At 71.0% G+C, this 15679-nt stretch carries 12 protein-coding genes; 3 read left to right on the forward strand and 9 right to left on the reverse strand.

Annotated features, from left to right (window positions below; translation table 11 throughout):
• Positions 1-99: 99 nt before the first annotated feature.
• Together AB0947_RS39995 and proB are read right to left on the reverse strand one after the other, a co-directional pair.
• Entirely contained in the window at positions 100-525 is a 426-nt protein-coding gene (locus AB0947_RS39995; RefSeq protein ID WP_103810746.1) for a hypothetical protein, read from the reverse strand.
• Between the two features lie 221 nt (positions 526-746).
• On the reverse strand, positions 747-1853 hold the full coding sequence (gene proB / locus AB0947_RS40000; RefSeq protein ID WP_366755312.1) for a glutamate 5-kinase: 1107 nt from the start codon (positions 1851-1853) through the stop codon (positions 747-749).
• 575 nt (positions 1854-2428) lie between these two features.
• On the opposite strand from proB, the gene AB0947_RS40005 reads away from it, so the two are divergent.
• On the forward strand, positions 2429-3157 hold the full coding sequence (locus tag AB0947_RS40005) for a hypothetical protein (protein ID WP_366755302.1): 729 nt from the start codon (positions 2429-2431) through the stop codon (positions 3155-3157).
• A gap of 81 nt (positions 3158-3238) precedes the next feature.
• Here AB0947_RS40005 and galE read toward each other — a convergent pair whose 3' ends face one another.
• Positions 3239-4210, reverse strand: coding sequence for a UDP-glucose 4-epimerase GalE (gene galE / locus AB0947_RS40010; RefSeq protein WP_366755303.1), 972 nt, complete (start codon positions 4208-4210; stop codon positions 3239-3241).
• 332 nt (positions 4211-4542) lie between these two features.
• Between galE and AB0947_RS40015 the strand changes: the two genes are divergently transcribed.
• Positions 4543-6774 (forward strand): bifunctional glycosyltransferase family 2 protein/CDP-glycerol:glycerophosphate glycerophosphotransferase, encoded by a 2232-nt coding sequence (locus AB0947_RS40015; RefSeq protein WP_366755304.1) that lies wholly within the window; start codon positions 4543-4545, stop codon positions 6772-6774.
• Positions 6775-6798: 24 nt separating this feature from the next.
• Entirely contained in the window at positions 6799-10362 is a 3564-nt protein-coding gene (locus AB0947_RS40020; RefSeq protein ID WP_366755305.1) for a CDP-glycerol glycerophosphotransferase family protein, read from the forward strand.
• 79 nt (positions 10363-10441) lie between these two features.
• Here AB0947_RS40020 and AB0947_RS40025 read toward each other — a convergent pair whose 3' ends face one another.
• From AB0947_RS40025 to AB0947_RS40050, 6 genes are all read right to left on the reverse strand, one after another.
• Entirely contained in the window at positions 10442-11524 is a 1083-nt protein-coding gene (locus AB0947_RS40025; protein WP_366755306.1) for a glycosyltransferase, read from the reverse strand.
• Between the two features lie 248 nt (positions 11525-11772).
• Positions 11773-13218 carry a GTPase ObgE gene (obgE, locus tag AB0947_RS40030; RefSeq protein WP_366755307.1) on the reverse strand — a complete coding sequence of 482 codons (1446 nt, stop codon included), beginning with the start codon at positions 13216-13218 and terminating at the stop codon, positions 11773-11775.
• Positions 13219-13336: 118 nt separating this feature from the next.
• Positions 13337-13591 (reverse strand): 50S ribosomal protein L27, encoded by a 255-nt coding sequence (rpmA, locus tag AB0947_RS40035; RefSeq protein WP_014672692.1) that lies wholly within the window; start codon positions 13589-13591, stop codon positions 13337-13339.
• Positions 13592-13605: 14 nt separating this feature from the next.
• Positions 13606-13926 carry a 50S ribosomal protein L21 gene (gene rplU / locus AB0947_RS40040; protein WP_366755308.1) on the reverse strand — a complete coding sequence of 107 codons (321 nt, stop codon included), beginning with the start codon at positions 13924-13926 and terminating at the stop codon, positions 13606-13608.
• 188 nt (positions 13927-14114) lie between these two features.
• Positions 14115-15176, reverse strand: a complete 1062-nt coding sequence (locus AB0947_RS40045; protein ID WP_366755309.1) for an iron-containing alcohol dehydrogenase family protein — start codon at positions 15174-15176, stop codon at positions 14115-14117.
• Positions 15164-15679, reverse strand: a 516-nt coding sequence (locus AB0947_RS40050) for a phosphocholine cytidylyltransferase family protein (RefSeq protein WP_366755310.1), incomplete at its 5' end; no start/stop codon positions are given. The genes AB0947_RS40050 and AB0947_RS40045, both read right to left, overlap by 13 nt.

Here is a 15679-nt window from a genome sequence, read left to right on the forward strand (position 1 = left end):
GCACGCACCCGGCACCCGCTCACCCCGGCACAGCGCACGCACCCGGCGCCCGCTCGCCCGGACCCGGATCGTCGCGCCCCCGGCCCGTCCGGCCCCGGCTCAGAACGGGTGCACCCCCACCGGTGTCGCCGGGGCGGGGCCGTAGCCCTCGGCGATGCGATGGTGGTAGGTCTCGCGGTCGATGACCTCCAGGCCGACGATCTCCCAGGGCGGCAGGCCGGCGCTCTGCCGGTGCTCGCCCCACAGGCGCAGCGCCACCGCGGCGGCGTCGTGCAGGTCGCGGGCCTCTTCCCAGTACCTGATCTCGGCGTGGTCGGTCGCGTATCTGCTGGTCAGCAGGAACGGGTGGTCGTGGGCGAGCTGTTCGAGGGCCCGCCGCAGCTCGGGCAGGGGGACCTTCTCCCCGGAGACGCTGAGGGTGACGTGCCACAGCCTGGGCAGGTCCTTGGGCTCCTCATAGGTGTCCCCGGCCGCGACGCTCGTCAGAGCACCGCGGGACGCCGCCCCCGGGCGCACTCGTCTCACGACGGCCTCCTTCACGCATCACGCATGGCACGCACGCGCGCACGGCTCGCACGGGCTCGCATGCTCGTATGGCTCGCTCGGCCCCTTGACGGAACCCATCCCCTTCAACGTGTCCCCCAGACAAAGTTGAGCAGGCCCCAGGGCTCCGCGTGGTGGTTTTACGGAACGTCCCCCACCGGGGTCGTTCCGTACGCCCCGTTTTACGAGCGGTTCCGCGGGCCTCAGGTGTGCAGGAGGACCAGGTCGTCCCTGTGCACGACCTCGCGTTCGTACTCCGGGCCCAGCTCGCGTGCCAGCTCCCGGGTCGAACGCCCGATCAGCAGGGGGATCTCCCTGGCGTCGAAGTTGACGAGTCCCCGCGCCACCGCGCGGCCCGCGGTGTCCCGCAGCTCGACGGGATCGCCCGCGCTGAACTCGCCCTCGACGGCGGCGATGCCGGCCGGCAGCAACGACGTGCGCCGCTTGACGACCGCGTCGACCGCGCCGTCGTCCAGGATCAGGGCGCCCTGCGGGGTGGAGGCGTGCTGCAGCCAGAGGAGCCGCTCGGCGGAGCGCTTGCCGGTGGCGTGGAAGTACGTGCCGGTGTCGCCGCCGGCCAGGGCCTCGGCCGCGTGGACGGCGCTGGTCAGCACCACCGGGATGCCGGCGGCGGCGGCGATCCGGGCGGCCTCCACCTTGGTGACCATCCCGCCGGTGCCGACGCCCGCCTTGCCCGCGCTGCCGATCTCGACGCCGGCGAGGTCCTCCGGGCCCCTCACCTCCGCGATCCGGGAGGTGCCGGGCCTGCTGGGGTCGCCGTCGTAGACGCCGTCGACGTCGGAGAGGAGGACCAGCAGGTCGGCGTGGACGAGGTGGGCGACGAGGGCGGCGAGGCGGTCGTTGTCGCCGAAGCGGATCTCGTCGGTGGCGACGGTGTCGTTCTCGTTGACGACCGGGAAGGCACCCATCGCGAGCAGCTGGTCGAGGGTGCGGGAGGCGTTGCGGTGGTGGGCGCGGCGGCTCATGTCGTCGCTGGTGAGCAGGACTTGGCCGACGCGGACGCCGTAGCGGGCGAAGGAGGCGGTGTAGCGGGCGACGAGCAGGCCCTGGCCGACGCTGGCGGCGGCCTGCTGGCGCGCGAGGTCCTTGGGGCGGCGGCGCAGACCGAGCGGGGCGAGGCCGGCGGCGATGGCGCCGGAGGAGACCAGCACGATCTCCTTCTCCCCACCGCTGCGGATCTTGGCGAGGACGTCGACCAGCGCGTCGACGCGGTCGGCGTCCAGGCCGCCCGCGGCGGTGGTCAGCGAGGAGGAGCCCACCTTGACGACGATCCTGCGGGCCTCGCCCACGGCCTGCCTTGCCCTTGCCACCTGCGGTCCGTCTCCTTCACGTGCGCGTTCCGGCACCGTGCTTCCCGGCGTCCTCAATCTACGGGAAGCCGGGTGCGGCGTGCCCGCGCTGCCCAACCGCCGGACAGTCCCGGGCCGGCCCGGCCCGGCCGGGGTCACCGCGATGCGAGGACCCCGCCCCCGGGGACGGCCGCCGAGCCGGGACCACCCCCTCGCCCTCACGGCGTCAACGTCACGTCCGGCCGGTCCGGCGCCATCGCCGTCGCGGTCGCCATCGCCGTCGCCGTCGCGGTCGCCGTCGCCATCGCAGTCGCAGTCGCCATCGCAGTCGCAGTCGCAGTCGCAGTCACCGTCACCGTCACCGTCACCGAAACCGAAACCCTCGCCGGCGCCGTCGAGACCAACTCCCGGACCGCCTCGCCGACGTCGCCCGGCCCGCCGCCCTCGTCCCAACCCGCCGCCTCACGCCTCACCCAGGCCACCGCGTCCCCAACGGGTCTGCCCGCGCGGTGGTTTGGCCGGTGCCGGGCAGGGCGGTACGGCCGCGTTCGCGGCGGTCTGCGACCATGGACCCCATGCGGAGAAGAGGTTCGGCACGGGCAGGGTTGGGCGGGGTCCTCGCTGGGCTGCTGGTGATGTCGGTGGCGGCGTGCGGCAGTTCGGACCACGGGAGTGCCGCGTCGCGGGACAAGTCGGACGACACGCAGCCGCGGAAGACGGCCCTCAAGCGCGTCCCCGGCATCGGGGACCGGCTGTGGCGGCAGGTACCGGCCGGCTCCCGCCAGGTGGTCGCGGTGTACGGCGCGGGGAAGGACTCCCCCGACTCCACCGTCGCCCTCTTCACCAAGCACGGCGCCGTCTGGAAGCAGGAGCGCTCCTGGGCGGCGCACAACGGGCGGAAGGGCTGGACGACGGACCATCACGAGGGCGATCTGCGCAGCCCGGTGGGGGTCTTCACGCTCAGCGACGCGGGCGGCGTCCTCGCCGCCCCGGGGGCCAAGCTGCCGTACACCCGGTCCGCGGCCTTCCAGGCGCCCCACTACTGGAAGAAGGCGTACTGGCACGACTTCGACTACGTCATAGCCATCGACTACAACCGGGTCAAGGGCACCGCGCCCAATGACCCGACCCGGCCGCAGGGCCAGTCGAAGGGCGGCAGCATCTGGCTGCACATGGACCACGGCAGCGGCACGTCGGCGTGTGTGAGCCAGTCGGAGTCGGCGATGCGGTACCTGCTGCGCACCCTCGATCCCCGGCTGCACCCCGTCGTGGTGATGGGCGACAAGGCCGACCTGAAGGCCTGACGGGCGCTCAGACACGCGAGCTCGGGGGGAGCCGGGCCGCGGTCCGCGCCCGGCTTCACCCCCGGCCGCTCGGGCTCGGGCTCAGGCGTGCCGGTGACGCCACCCCAGCCACGCGGACTCGATCATGTCGTCCAGGCCGAGACGGGCCGTCCAGCCCAACTCCGCCCGGATGCGGTCCGCCGACGCGACCACCCTCGCCGGGTCTCCGGGCCGGCGGTCGGTGACCTCGGGCGCCAGCCGCTCGTTGCCGGTCACCTTCAGGATGCGGTCCACCATCTCCCGGACCGAGCTGCCCTCGCCCCGGCCGATGTTGAGGACGAGCGAGGTCCCCTCCGGGGCGTCGCGCAGACGCGCCGCGGCCGCCTGGTGGGCGGAGGCGATGTCCTGGACGTGAATGTAGTCACGTACGCAGGTGCCGTCCGGCGTGGCGTAGTCGTCGCCGAAGATCCGCGGCGCCTCGTTGGCCTCCAGCCGCTCGAACACCATGGGGATGAGGTTGAAGACGCCCGCGTCGGACAGCTCCGGGGCGGCGGCACCGGCCACGTTGAAGTAGCGCAGGGACACGGCGCGGATCCCGTGGGCCCTGGCCGCGGCGGCGATCAGCCACTCGCCGACCAGCTTGGTCTCGCCGTAGGGGCTCATCGGGACGCAGGGGGTGTCCTCGGTGACGAGGTCGACGTCCGGCATGCCGTAGACGGCGGCGGACGAGGAGAAGACGATCCGGCCGACACCGGTGGCCGTCATCGCCTCCAGCAGGGTCTGCAGGCCGGTGACGTTCTCGCGGTAGTAGTGGAGGGGCCGCTCTACCGACTCCCCCACCTGCTTCTTGGCGGCGATGTGCACCACTCCGGTCACGGCGTGGTCACGGATCGTCCGCTCCAGGAGGTCCTGGTCCAGCACGCTGCCCACGACCAGCGGGACGTCGCCGGGCACCCGGTCGGCACTGCCGGTCGACAGGTCGTCGTAGACGACCACGTGCTCGCCGTTCTCCGTCATGGCGCGCACCACATGCGCACCGATGTACCCGGCGCCGCCCGTGACCAGCCAGCTCATTCCCGTGCCTCCTCGGTCTGTGTCGGTAAGAGAGCAGACTCGTTCATGGGCTACGGAAAATCGAATCGGGTGATTTCGGGCAACTGCGGCGAAATCCCTGCGTGGTGAGGCGGGGTGGAATGGCCCGCGGATCGGGGTGGGAGAATGTTCCGAGCAAGTAAAGGTCCGGCGTCCGCGGCTGTTCCGCGCCCCGACCGCCCCGCTACCTTGCTCACGGAAACATCAAGTGAATCCTTTACTCTGATGCGACGGCGCGCTGCGCCGCCGGCGGGCGGAGCGTGCTCTGGCCTCGGCCCACGCTCTCGTGATCAGTCTCGGAACAGGTTGTAAGGATGCCCAGACTCTCTCTTGTCATCCCTGTCTACAAGGTGCAGGGCTACCTCACCGAGTGCCTGGACTCGGTGCTCGGGCAGGACTACACGGACTTCGAGGTCATCGCGGTCGACGACTGCTCACCGGACGGTTCGGGTGCCATTCTCGATGAATACGCGGAGCGGGACCCGCGCATTCACGTGATTCACCTCACGGAGAACGTGGGGCTGGGGCGTGCGCGCAATGCGGGCATGGAGAAGGTTCAGGGCGATTACGTACTTTTCCTGGACAGTGACGACACTCTGACCGACGGCGCCCTGCGGGCGATAGCCGACCGGCTGGAAGCGGCCGGGAACCCCGAGATCCTCGTCTACGACTACGCCCGCAGCTACTGGGACGGCCGGGTCCGCCCCAACCAGCGCGCCGAGCTGCTCCAGCCCGACGGGCCCGAGGCCTTCCCCCTCTCCGAGCGGCCGAAGCTGCTGGACCTGCTGCAGATCGTCTGGAACAAGGCCTACCGCCGGGACTTCGTCCTGCGTCACGAGCTGACCTTCCCGCCCGGCTACTACGAGGACGCCCCCTGGACGTTCTGCTCCATGATCAGTGCCGAGCGCATCGCGGTGCTGAACCGGGTCTGCGTGATGTACCGCCAGCGCCGCGAGGGCGGCAACATCCTGAAGACGGTCAGCCGCAAGCACTTCGACGTCTTCGACCAGTACCGCCGCGTCTTCGACTACCTGGACGCCCACCCCGAGTTCGCGCAGTGGCGCGCACCGCTGTTCCGCAAGATGGCCGACCACTTCCTGACCATCCTGGACCGGCCCGACCGGCTGCCGGCCGACGCGCGGGCGGAGTTCTTCCACCGCGCCTCCGCCGACTACCGCGCCCGGCTCCCCGAGGGCTTCCAGCGCCCGGGCGGCGGCCGCGGCCACAAGTACGCGATGCTGGAGAAGGACGCGTACGCCGCGATGGCCGGTGCCACCGCCGCAGTGAAGCTCCGCAAGGCGGTCAGGACCCGCACCCGTACGGCCGTCAACCGGTCCAAGCGCAGCGCGATGGGCGTCTACTACCAGTCGCAGCTCCGGCTGCCGCTGGACGAGAACCTGGCGCTGTTCTCCGCCTACTGGAGCCGCAGCGTCTCCTGCAACCCGGCCGCCATCGACGCCGAACTGGCCCGGCTCGCCCCGCACATCCGCCGGGTCTGGGCGGTCCGGCCGGACGCCGTGGACCGGGTGCCCGAGGGCGTGCGGTACGTCCGGGTCGGCTCCAAGGAGTACTGGGCCGCGCTCGCACGGGCCAAGTACCTGGTCAACAACGTGAACTTCGCCGACAGCGTGGTCAAGCGCGAGGGCCAGATCCACCTGCAGACCCACCACGGCACCCCGCTGAAGACCATGGGCCTGGACCAGCGCAAGTACCCCGCCTCGACGGACATGGACTTCGACAAGCTCCTGGAGCGCTGCGACCGCTGGGACTTCAGCGTCAGCTCCAACCGCTTCTCCACCGCCGTCTGGGAACGGGTCTACCCGTGCTCCTACGTCTCGCTGGAGACCGGCTACCCCCGCAACGACGTCCTCGTCAACGGCACGTCGGAGGACGTCCGCCGGGCCCGCGCGGCCCTCGGGCTCGCCGACGGCACCCGGGCGTTCCTGTACATGCCCACGCACCGCGAGTACCAGCCCGGCTTCGTGCCGAGCCTCGACCTCGCCCGCCTCGCCGACGAGCTGGGGCCGGACGTGACCCTGCTGGTGCGCGGCCACTACTTCTACGGCGGGTCGGCCCACGTGGCCGAACTGCGCCGCAGCGGGCGGATCGTCGACGTGTCGGCGCACCCCCGGGTCGAGGACCTGTACCTCGCGGCCGACGCGCTGATCACGGACTACTCCTCCGCGATGTTCGACTACGCCGTCCTGGACCGGCCGGTCATCATCTACGCGCCCGACTGGGACATCTACTCCGCCGTGCGCGGCACCTACTTCAACCTGCTCCAGGAGTCACCGGGCGCGGTGGCCACCTCGCAGGCCGAGCTGATCGACCTGCTCCGATCGGACGAGTACCGCGGGCAGGACGCGGCCGCGCGCCGCGACGCCTTCCGCCGTCGGTTCTGCGAGTTCGACGACGGACGGGCCGCCGAGCGCGTGGTGCGCCGCGTCTTCCTCGGCGAGACGGAGCCGCTGCCCTTCGTGCCGTTCGCAGAGCGTTCCCACGCACCGGCCCCCGCCCAGGCGCTCGCAGCCGTCGAGCGGGCCTGACCCCCGAGAAGGAGATCGACAAGCATGGCCCCTCGGCTCAGTGTCATCGTCCCCATGTACGACGTCGAGCACTATCTGCCGGCCTGTCTCGACTCGCTGGCGTCGCAGACGTTCGAGGACTTCGAGGTCCTCATGGTGGACGACGGCTCCCCCGACAGCTCGGCGGCGATAGCCGAGACCTACGCGGAGCGTGACCCGCGGTTCCGGCTGATACGCAAGGAGAACGGAGGGCTGGGGGCCGCCCGCAACACCGGTATCGCCCACCTCGCCCCCGAGTCGGAGTTCCTGACGTTCGTCGACAGCGACGACCTCGTCCCGCCGGACGCCTACCGCCTGATGGTCGGCAGCCTCGACGAGACCGGCTCCGACTTCGCCACCGGCAACGTCTTCCACCTCAAGGGCGAGAAGACCTGGCAGGTCCCGCTGATGCGGATGCTCGCGGGCGAGGCACGCCAGCGCACCCACATCTCCGAGTACGCCAAGCTCGTCGCCGACCGGATCGCCTGCAACAAGGTCTTCCGCCGGACCTTCTGGGAGGAGCACGGCTTCGCCTTCCCCGAGGGCCGCCTGTACGAGGACACCCCCGTCACCATGCGGGCGCACTACCTCGCCGAGGCTGTCGACGTCATCTCCGAGCCCTGCTACTACTGGCGGCTGCGCGAGGGCGAGTCCGCCCCCTCCATCACGCAGCGCCGCACCGACCCGGCCGGTGTGCGCGACCGCGTCACGTCCGTCCTGGAGATCAGCGACTTCCTGGGCAGGCAGTCCGGCGAGACCTTCGCCCGCCTGAAGCAGGAGTACGACACCCGCGTCCTCGTGGACGACCTGCGGCTGTTCCTCAACGTGGTGCCCGACGGCGACGAGGAGTACCGCGCCGAGTTCCTGCGCTCGGCCAACCGCTTCCTGGACCACATCGACCCCAAGGTCGTCATGTCGCTGCCGACGCACCTGCGGGTGCAGTGGCTGCTGGTCCGCAAGCACCAGCTCGACGAGCTGATCACCCTGCTGGCCTCGCAGCGGCGCAAGGAGGCCATCGAGGTCACCGGCCTGGTCCGCAAGTACGCCTCCTTCCCGGCCCTGGCCGACGCCGACCTGGACGTCCCGCGCAAGGCCCTGCGCATCGACCGGGACCTGCGCATGCGCGCCCCGCTCCAGGACGTCCGCTGGTCCGACGGCAAGCTGGTGCTGGGCGGGCACGCCTGGATCGACAAGATCGACCTCCCCTCGAAGCGCTCGTCCGTCAAGGTCCTGCAACTGCGCAAGGACAAGTCCCGCCGCCGCATCGTGCTGCCCACCCGGAACACCGAGTCCCCGGAGCGCACCACGGACTCCGGCCAGGACCGGTACAACTACGACTGGGCCGGCTGGGAGGTCACCATCGACCCGGCGAAGCTGCGCAAGGGCGGTGACTGGCAGGAGGGCCTGTGGCACGTGGGCCTCGGCCTGTACGCCTCCGGCCTGGTGCGCCGTGCCGCCGTGCAGTCCAGCGGCGGCGCCGCCTGCAACTTCCCGCCGTACCTCTGGCTGGACACCGACTTCCGGATGCTGCCGTCGGTCGAGCGCGGTGCGCTCAAGCTGCGCATCGAGAAGGTCCGCGCCCTGATCACCGGCTGGACCCTGGAGGGCGACCGGCTGCGGGTGACCGGTGACATCCGGGTCCCGCTGCACGCCGGCGAGCGGGTGGCGCTGCGGGTGAAGAACCAGAAGGGCGCCGAGGTCCACGAGTACCCGGTCGACGTCACCGAGGAGGGCGGCACGCGCCGGTTCTCGGTCGAGGTCCCGGTGGCCGACGTGGCGCTGGTCTTCAGCGAGGGTGTCGACGCCCTGACCCGGCCCGAGAAGCGCGTCTGGTCCACCGTGCTGGTGGCCACGGACCCCAAGGGCGGTGAGCGCCAGTTCAGCACGGTCCTCCAGGAGGGCCTGGCGGACGGGCGCTACAACCTGCCCGCCTCGCTGGGTGAATACGTCGAGCACGGCGAACTGGCCGTGACCGGCGGGCACAACGGGTACCTGAAGCTGGCCGGCCGCACCCGGCGGGCCGTGATCGACCGGGTCGCCCTGGAGGACGGCCGGATCGTCCTCACCGCGCGCACCGACGCCCGGCTCACCGGTGCCCGGCTGCTGCTCAAGCCCCGGGCGCGGTTCGAGGAGCGCTTCGTGGAGCCGCGCTGGCTCGACGACGGCCGTTTCGAGGTCGCCTTCGACCCCTCCACCCTCGGCGGCAACGGCGATGTGCCGCTGCGCGCGGGCCGCTGGAACCTCTTCCTGCGCCCGGCCGACGGTGAGGGTCCCGACGTGCCGTTCGTCACCGACCGCCTCGCGGCGGCGCAGTTCCCGCTCCGTGCCGAGCTGGGCGGCCGCCGCTACTGGCTGGAGAACCGCTGGGCCGACTTCCCCCAGCTGAACTGCCGTTCGGAGCTGGACGACCTGGAGCGCGGCCCGTACCGCCAGCGGCAGCTGCGCGAGCAGGTGTACGCGCCCCTGCGGCAGCAGCCTTTGAAGGACCAGGTCTTCTACCTCAGCTACAACGGCAAGCAGTTCTCCGACAGCCCGAAGGCGATGTACGAGGAGCTGGTCGCCCGTGGCTCGCAGCTCAAGCACCTGTGGGCCGTGCGCGACGGCCAGGTCCTGCTGCCGGAGGGCGTGGAGCGCGTCCGCATGTGGGGCCGCGAGTGGTACGAGGCGCTGGCCTCCAGCCGCTACATCGTCACCAACGGCCACCTGCCGGACTGGATCGAGCGGCGCCCCGGCCAGGTCATCGTGCAGACGTGGCACGGCACGATGCTGAAGAAGATCGGCCACGACATCGACACGCTGCACTTCGACCGCCGCTACCAGGAGAAGCTGGCCCTGGAGGCGAAGCAGTGGAGCCTGGTGGTGTCCTCCAACCGGTTCAGCACGCCGATCCTCAAGCGCGCCTTCTCCTACGACGGGGAGATCCTGGAGGCGGGCTACCCGCGCAACGACTACCTGTACTCGCCGGAGAAGGACGCCGTCGCGGAGCGGGTGAAGAAGCAGCTCGGCCTGCCGAAGGGCAAGAAGGTCGTGCTGTACGCGCCGACCTGGCGCGACGACCAGGCGCACAGCCAGGGCCAGTACCGGTTCGACCTGCGGATCGACATCGAGGACGCGCAGCGGCGGCTGGGTGACGACCACGTCCTGCTGATCCGCCGCCACTCCAACGTGGTGGACGCGGTGCCGGGTGCCGGCAACGGCTTCGTGTGGGACGTGTCGGAGTACCCGGACATCGCCGAGCTGTACCTGGCGGCCGACATCATGATCACGGACTACTCGTCGGTCATGTTCGACTACGCCCACCTGAAGCGGCCGATGCTCTTCTTCACCTACGACCTGGAGCACTACCGGGACACCCTGCGCGGCTTCTACTTCGACTTCGAGCAGGACTCGCCCGGTCCGCTGGTGTTCACCTCGAAGGAGCTGGTCGACGCGCTCCTGGACATCGACGAGGTGTCCGCCGAGTACCAGGACCGCTTCGACCGCTTCCACCACCTGTTCTGCGACCTGGACGACGGCCACGCCTCGAAGCGGGTCGTGGACCGGATGCTGGAGCAGACCAAGGAGCTCTGAGCGGGCACGGGACAAGGGGCGGGGCCCGGAGGTTCGACCTCCGGGCCCCGCCCTGTGCCGTCCGGGGGGCGCCGGCCGGTCAGCGCCCCCGGCGCAGACGCCGTCCGAGCGCCTTCAGCACACGGGCGGGGGTGTACCGGGCGAGCCGCCGGCTCGGTGCGGACGCCGGCCGGGCGGGGGGCGCGGGCGGCTTCGGCTCCGGCCTGGGGACCAGCGTGGTGAGGGCGGTGAGTTCCTCGACGAGCCCCTGGGAGATCAGCAGGCAGCGCAGCCGGGAGAGCGGCGGCAGCTGGTCCACGAGCGTCTGCGGCATGAAGGCGCTCAGCAGGTCCCCCGCCAGCTTCACGTGCAGGGCGCGGACCTCCTCGGGCAGGTCGGCGAAGCGCCCGTCGAAGCGGCCGAGGATCTCCAGGGTGAGCCACCGGTACAGCAGCTTGTCGCGCCGGGCGCCGGGCGGGACGTGCGACGCCACGACGGTCAGGACGTCCCGCACGTTCGCGTAGAAGGGGGCGGGGTCCGGGACCTCCTGGGTCAGGTGCGGGAAGTCGTCGCGGCGGACCAGGTAGTAGCAGTCGTAGTCGGACACGACGGAGATCGACCGCGCGTGCAGGTAGGCGGGCACCACGAACATCTGTTCCTCGGCCAGCCGCAGGCCCTCCGCGAACCGCAGTCCGTGCTCCTCGACCAGCGAGCGGCGGAACAGCTTGTGCGCGGTGAGGGACCACACGCCCTTGGAGGTGAAGATGTCACCCCCGTCGACGTTCTCCCGGAACGGGGTGACCGGGGCCTTGCGCCCCACGCCCTTGATCTTCCCGAGGACCACGTCGGAGTCGTTGCGCTCGGCGGCGGCGACCAGGCGCTCCAGCGCCTCGGTGCCCAGGTAGTCGTCGGGGTCGGCGAAGAACAGGAACTCGCCCCGGGCCATCCGGACGGCCCGGTTGCGCGGGCCGCCCGGTGCGCCGGAGTTCTCCTGGTGCACCACCCGCACCCGGCCGGGATGGCGTTCGGCCCAGGCGTCGAGCAGCTCGCCGCCGCCGTCGGTGGAACCGTCGTCCACCGTGATGATCTCGATGTGCTCGAACCCGATCGACTGGCCGGCGATGGACCGCAGGCACTGCGGCAGATGGTCGACGGCGTTGTAGACGGGAACGATCACGGACACGACAGGACGCTCGGCGGGCGCGGAGCCCATATGTCTTCCCCCCACGGGACACGACGTGCACGCGGCGGGGAGCGCCGGTCAAACGCTCCCCGTCCGCAACGGTCATGTCACCGTAGCGCCCGCCACACTTCGGCTCCGTGTCACCCGTACGGCGATCGGCGCGAAGTTGTGTAAAGGTGCTGTAACAGCCGAAGCGCCACTCCTCCGCGCCCGAAGCGGCTCGCCCGGAAGGGCTCGAGGCGGCTCGCCTAGAAGGGCTCGAAGTCGTCGAACTCCTGCTGGGAGTCGTCCCGTTCGGCCTGCCGGTCCCTGCGGCGCTGTGCCGCGGGCCGGGGGGCGTCGAAGCGGTGGTCCTCGCCACGGCGGCCGAGCATCTCCGCGCCGGCCATGGCCGTCGGCTCCCAGTCGAAGACGACCGCGTTCTCCTCCGGACCGATGGCGACGCCGTCACCCGTGCGGGCACCCGCCTTCATCAACTCCTGCTCCACACCGAGGCGGTTGAGCCGGTCGGCGAGGTAGCCGACGGCCTCGTCGTTGTTGAAGTCGGTCTGCCGGACCCAGCGCTCGGGCTTCTCGCCGCGCACCCGGAACAGCGGCTCACCGGCGACGTCCTCACGGGTGACGGTGAAGCCCGTGTCGTCCACGGCCTTGGGCCGGATGACGATCCGGGTCGCCTCCTCCTTCGGCTTGGCGGCACGCGCGCCCGCCACCAGCTCACCGAGGGCGAAGGTCAGCTCGCGCAGCCCGATGTGCGCCACCGCCGACACCTCGAAGACGCGGTAGCCGCGGGCCTCCAGGTCGGGGCGGACCATCTCGGCGAGGTCCTTGCCGTCCGGCACGTCCACCTTGTTCAGGACGACGATGCGGGGCCGGTCGCCCAGGCCGCCGTACTGCCGCAGCTCCTCCTCGATGATGTCGAGGTCGGAGGCGGGGTCACGGTCGGACTCCAGGGTCGCGGTGTCCAGCACGTGCACCAGCACGCTGCACCGCTCCACGTGCCGCAGGAACTCCAGGCCGAGGCCGCGGCCCTGGCTGGCGCCGGGGATGAGACCGGGCACGTCGGCGATGGTGTAGACGGTGGAACCGGCGGTCACCACGCCCAGGTTCGGGACCAGCGTGGTGAACGGGTAGTCGGCGATCTTCGGCTTGGCCGCGCTCAGCACGGAGATCAGCGAGGACTTGCCGGCGCTCGGATAGCCGACGAGGGCCACGTCCGCGACGGTCTTCAGCTCCAGGACGACGTCCTGGATGTCACCGGGCTCGCCGAGCAGCGCGAAGCCGGGCGCCTTGCGGCGGGCGGAGGCCAGCGCCGCGTTGCCGAGGCCGCCCCGGCCGCCCTGCGCGGCGATGTACGAGGTGCCGTGGCCGACCAGGTCGGCGAGCACGTTGCCCGCCTTGTCCAGGACGACCGTGCCGTCCGGCACGGGCAGGACCAGGTCCTGGCCGTCCTTGCCGGAGCGGTTGCCGCCCTCGCCGGGCTTGCCGTTGGTGGCCTTGCGGTGCGGGGAGTGGTGGTAGTCGAGCAGCGTCGTGACCGACTGGTCGACCGTCAGGATGACGTCGCCGCCCCGGCCGCCGTTGCCGCCGTCGGGGCCGCCGAGCGGCTTGAACTTCTCACGGTGGACGGAGGCACAGCCGTGGCCCCCGTTACCCGCGGCGACGTGCAGTTCGACGCGGTCCACGAAGGTGGTCATGGTTAAGTGCCTCCAGAAGGAACGTCCGGGTATGTCTTGTGGGTAACACGCGAAAGGCGGACCCGCCTTCCCGACCGGGAAGTGAGGTCCGCCTCGCGAAAGCTTCCGATCAGCCGACTCAGGCGACCGGAACGATGTTCACGACCTTGCGGCCACGGTGGGTGCCGAACTGCACCGAACCGGCCTGCAGGGCGAACAGCGTGTCGTCGCCGCCACGGCCGACGCCGGCGCCCGGGTGGAAGTGCGTGCCGCGCTGGCGGACCAGGATCTCACCCGCGCTCACGACCTGACCGCCGAAGCGCTTCACGCCGAGCCGCTGGGCGTTGGAGTCGCGACCGTTCCGGGTGGACGATGCGCCCTTCTTGTGTGCCATTTCTCCTCAGTCCCTTACTTCGCAGCCGCGGGGATCTCAGTGACCTTGATCGCCGTGTACTGCTGGCGGTGGCCCTGCCGACGGCGGTAGCCGGTCTTGTTCTTGTAGCGCAGAATGTCGATCTTCTGGCCCTTGTGGTGGTCCACGACCTCGGCCTGGACCTTGATGCCGGCCAGCACCCACGGGTCACTGGTCACGGAGTCGCCGTCGACAACGAGCAGGGTCGAGAGCTCGACCGTGTCGCCAACCTTGGCAGTGGAAATCTTGTCAACCTCAACGACGTCGCCGACAGCAACCTTGTGCTGGCGACCACCGCTGCGCACGATGGCGTACACGCGGATCTCACTTTCGCTCGAAGAAACGGCACCCCCGCAGGCCAGTCGCCCGGGAGAACCACGGACGACCTCTCCCGGCCAACCGTGTGCCCGGGAGGAAGAGGTTTACGGGGATGTGGCGTGTTCAGTGGACACGCCGACGGTCAAGGTTACGGGCCCGGGCCGTAGGGGTCAAACCGGGCCCCGGCTCAGCCGGCGACCGCGGCCACGTAGCCGGCGTACGCCTTCCGGATGCCCTCCGCGGACAGCTCCAGGTGCTCCAGGACCGTGTAACGGCCGGGCCGGGTCTGCGGCGCGTACTCCACCGCGCGGACGAACTCGTCGTCGTCGAACCCGATCTCCTCCGCCACCACGGGCAGCCCGTGCCGGCGCAGCGTGCCGGCCATCAGCAGGGCCCGCTCGGTGTCGCCGCGCAGGTGCATGGCGAAGGCGGCCCCCAGTCCCACCTGCTCGCCGTGGCTCGCCGCCCGCTTGGGGTAGAGCAGGTCGAGCGCGTGACTGATCTCATGGCAGGCGCCGGAGGACGGCCGGGTGTGCCCGGCGATCGACATGGCGATGCCCGACAGCACCAGGCCCTCGGACAGCACGGTCAGGAACTCGTCCTCGCCGCATCCGCCCGGGTGCCGCAGCACGGCCTCGCCCGCCTGGCGTGCCATGGCGGCGGCCAGGCCGTCGATCTTCTCCCCGTTGACGCGGTTGGCCAGCTCCCAGTCCGCGACCGCGGAGATGTTGGACAGGGCGTCACCGATGCCGGACCGCACGAACCGCATCGGCGCCTCGCGGATCACGTCCAGATCGATGAGGAGGGCGATGGGCGTCGGCACCCCGTAGGAGCCACGGCCGGCGTCGTTGTCCAGGATGGAGACGGGCGAGCAGATGCCGTCGTGGGAGAGGTTGGTGGCGACGGCGACCATGGGCAGGCCGACGCGCGCCGCGGAGTACTTCGCGCAGTCGATGACCTTGCCGCCGCCGAGACCGACGACCGCGTCGTAGTGACCCGACTTCATCTCGTCGGCCAGCCGGACCGCGTCGTCCAGGGTGCCGCCGCCGACCTCGTACCAGACCGCGCCGGGCAGCGTGGGCGCGAGGCGCTCGCGCAGCCGGGCCCCGGAGCCGCCGCTGACGGCGACGGCGAGCCGCCCGGAGTGCGAGATCCGCTGGTCGGCGAGCACACTCGCCAGGTCGTCCAGGGCACCCGCGCGGATGTCCACGACGACCGGCGAGGGGATCAGCCGGGTCAGTACTGGCACGCGATCACCCGTCCGCGCGCGAGGTCGTCGTGGTTGTCGATCTCGACCCAGCTCACGTCGCCGATGGGCGCCACGTCGACCTTGAAGCCGCGGTCGACCAGCTCCTGGTAGCCGTCCTCGTAGTACAGCTGGGGGTCGCGCTCGAAGGTGGCCCGCAGCGCGTCGGCCAGCTCCTGCGCCGCCTCGCCCTCGATCAGGGTGACGCCGATGTACTCACCGGTCGCCTCCGCCGGGTCCATCAGCTTGGTGATCCTGCGCACACCCTTCTCGGGGTCCACGACGACCTTCATCTCCTCGTCGGCCAGGCTCTTGACCGTGTCCAGGGCGAGGATGATCCGCTTGCCCTCGCCGCGCGCGGCGAGCAGGGTCTTCTCGACGGAGACCGGGTGCACGGTGTCGCCGTTGGCGAGGATCACGCCGTCCTTCAGCGCGTCACGGCCGCACCACAGGGAGTAGGCGTTGTTCCACTCCTCGGCCTTGTCGTTGTCGATGAGGGTCAGCTT

The organism is Streptomyces sp. NPDC047841 (assembly GCF_040704085.1).
Lineage (GTDB): Bacteria > Actinomycetota > Actinomycetes > Streptomycetales > Streptomycetaceae > Streptomyces > Streptomyces argyrophylli.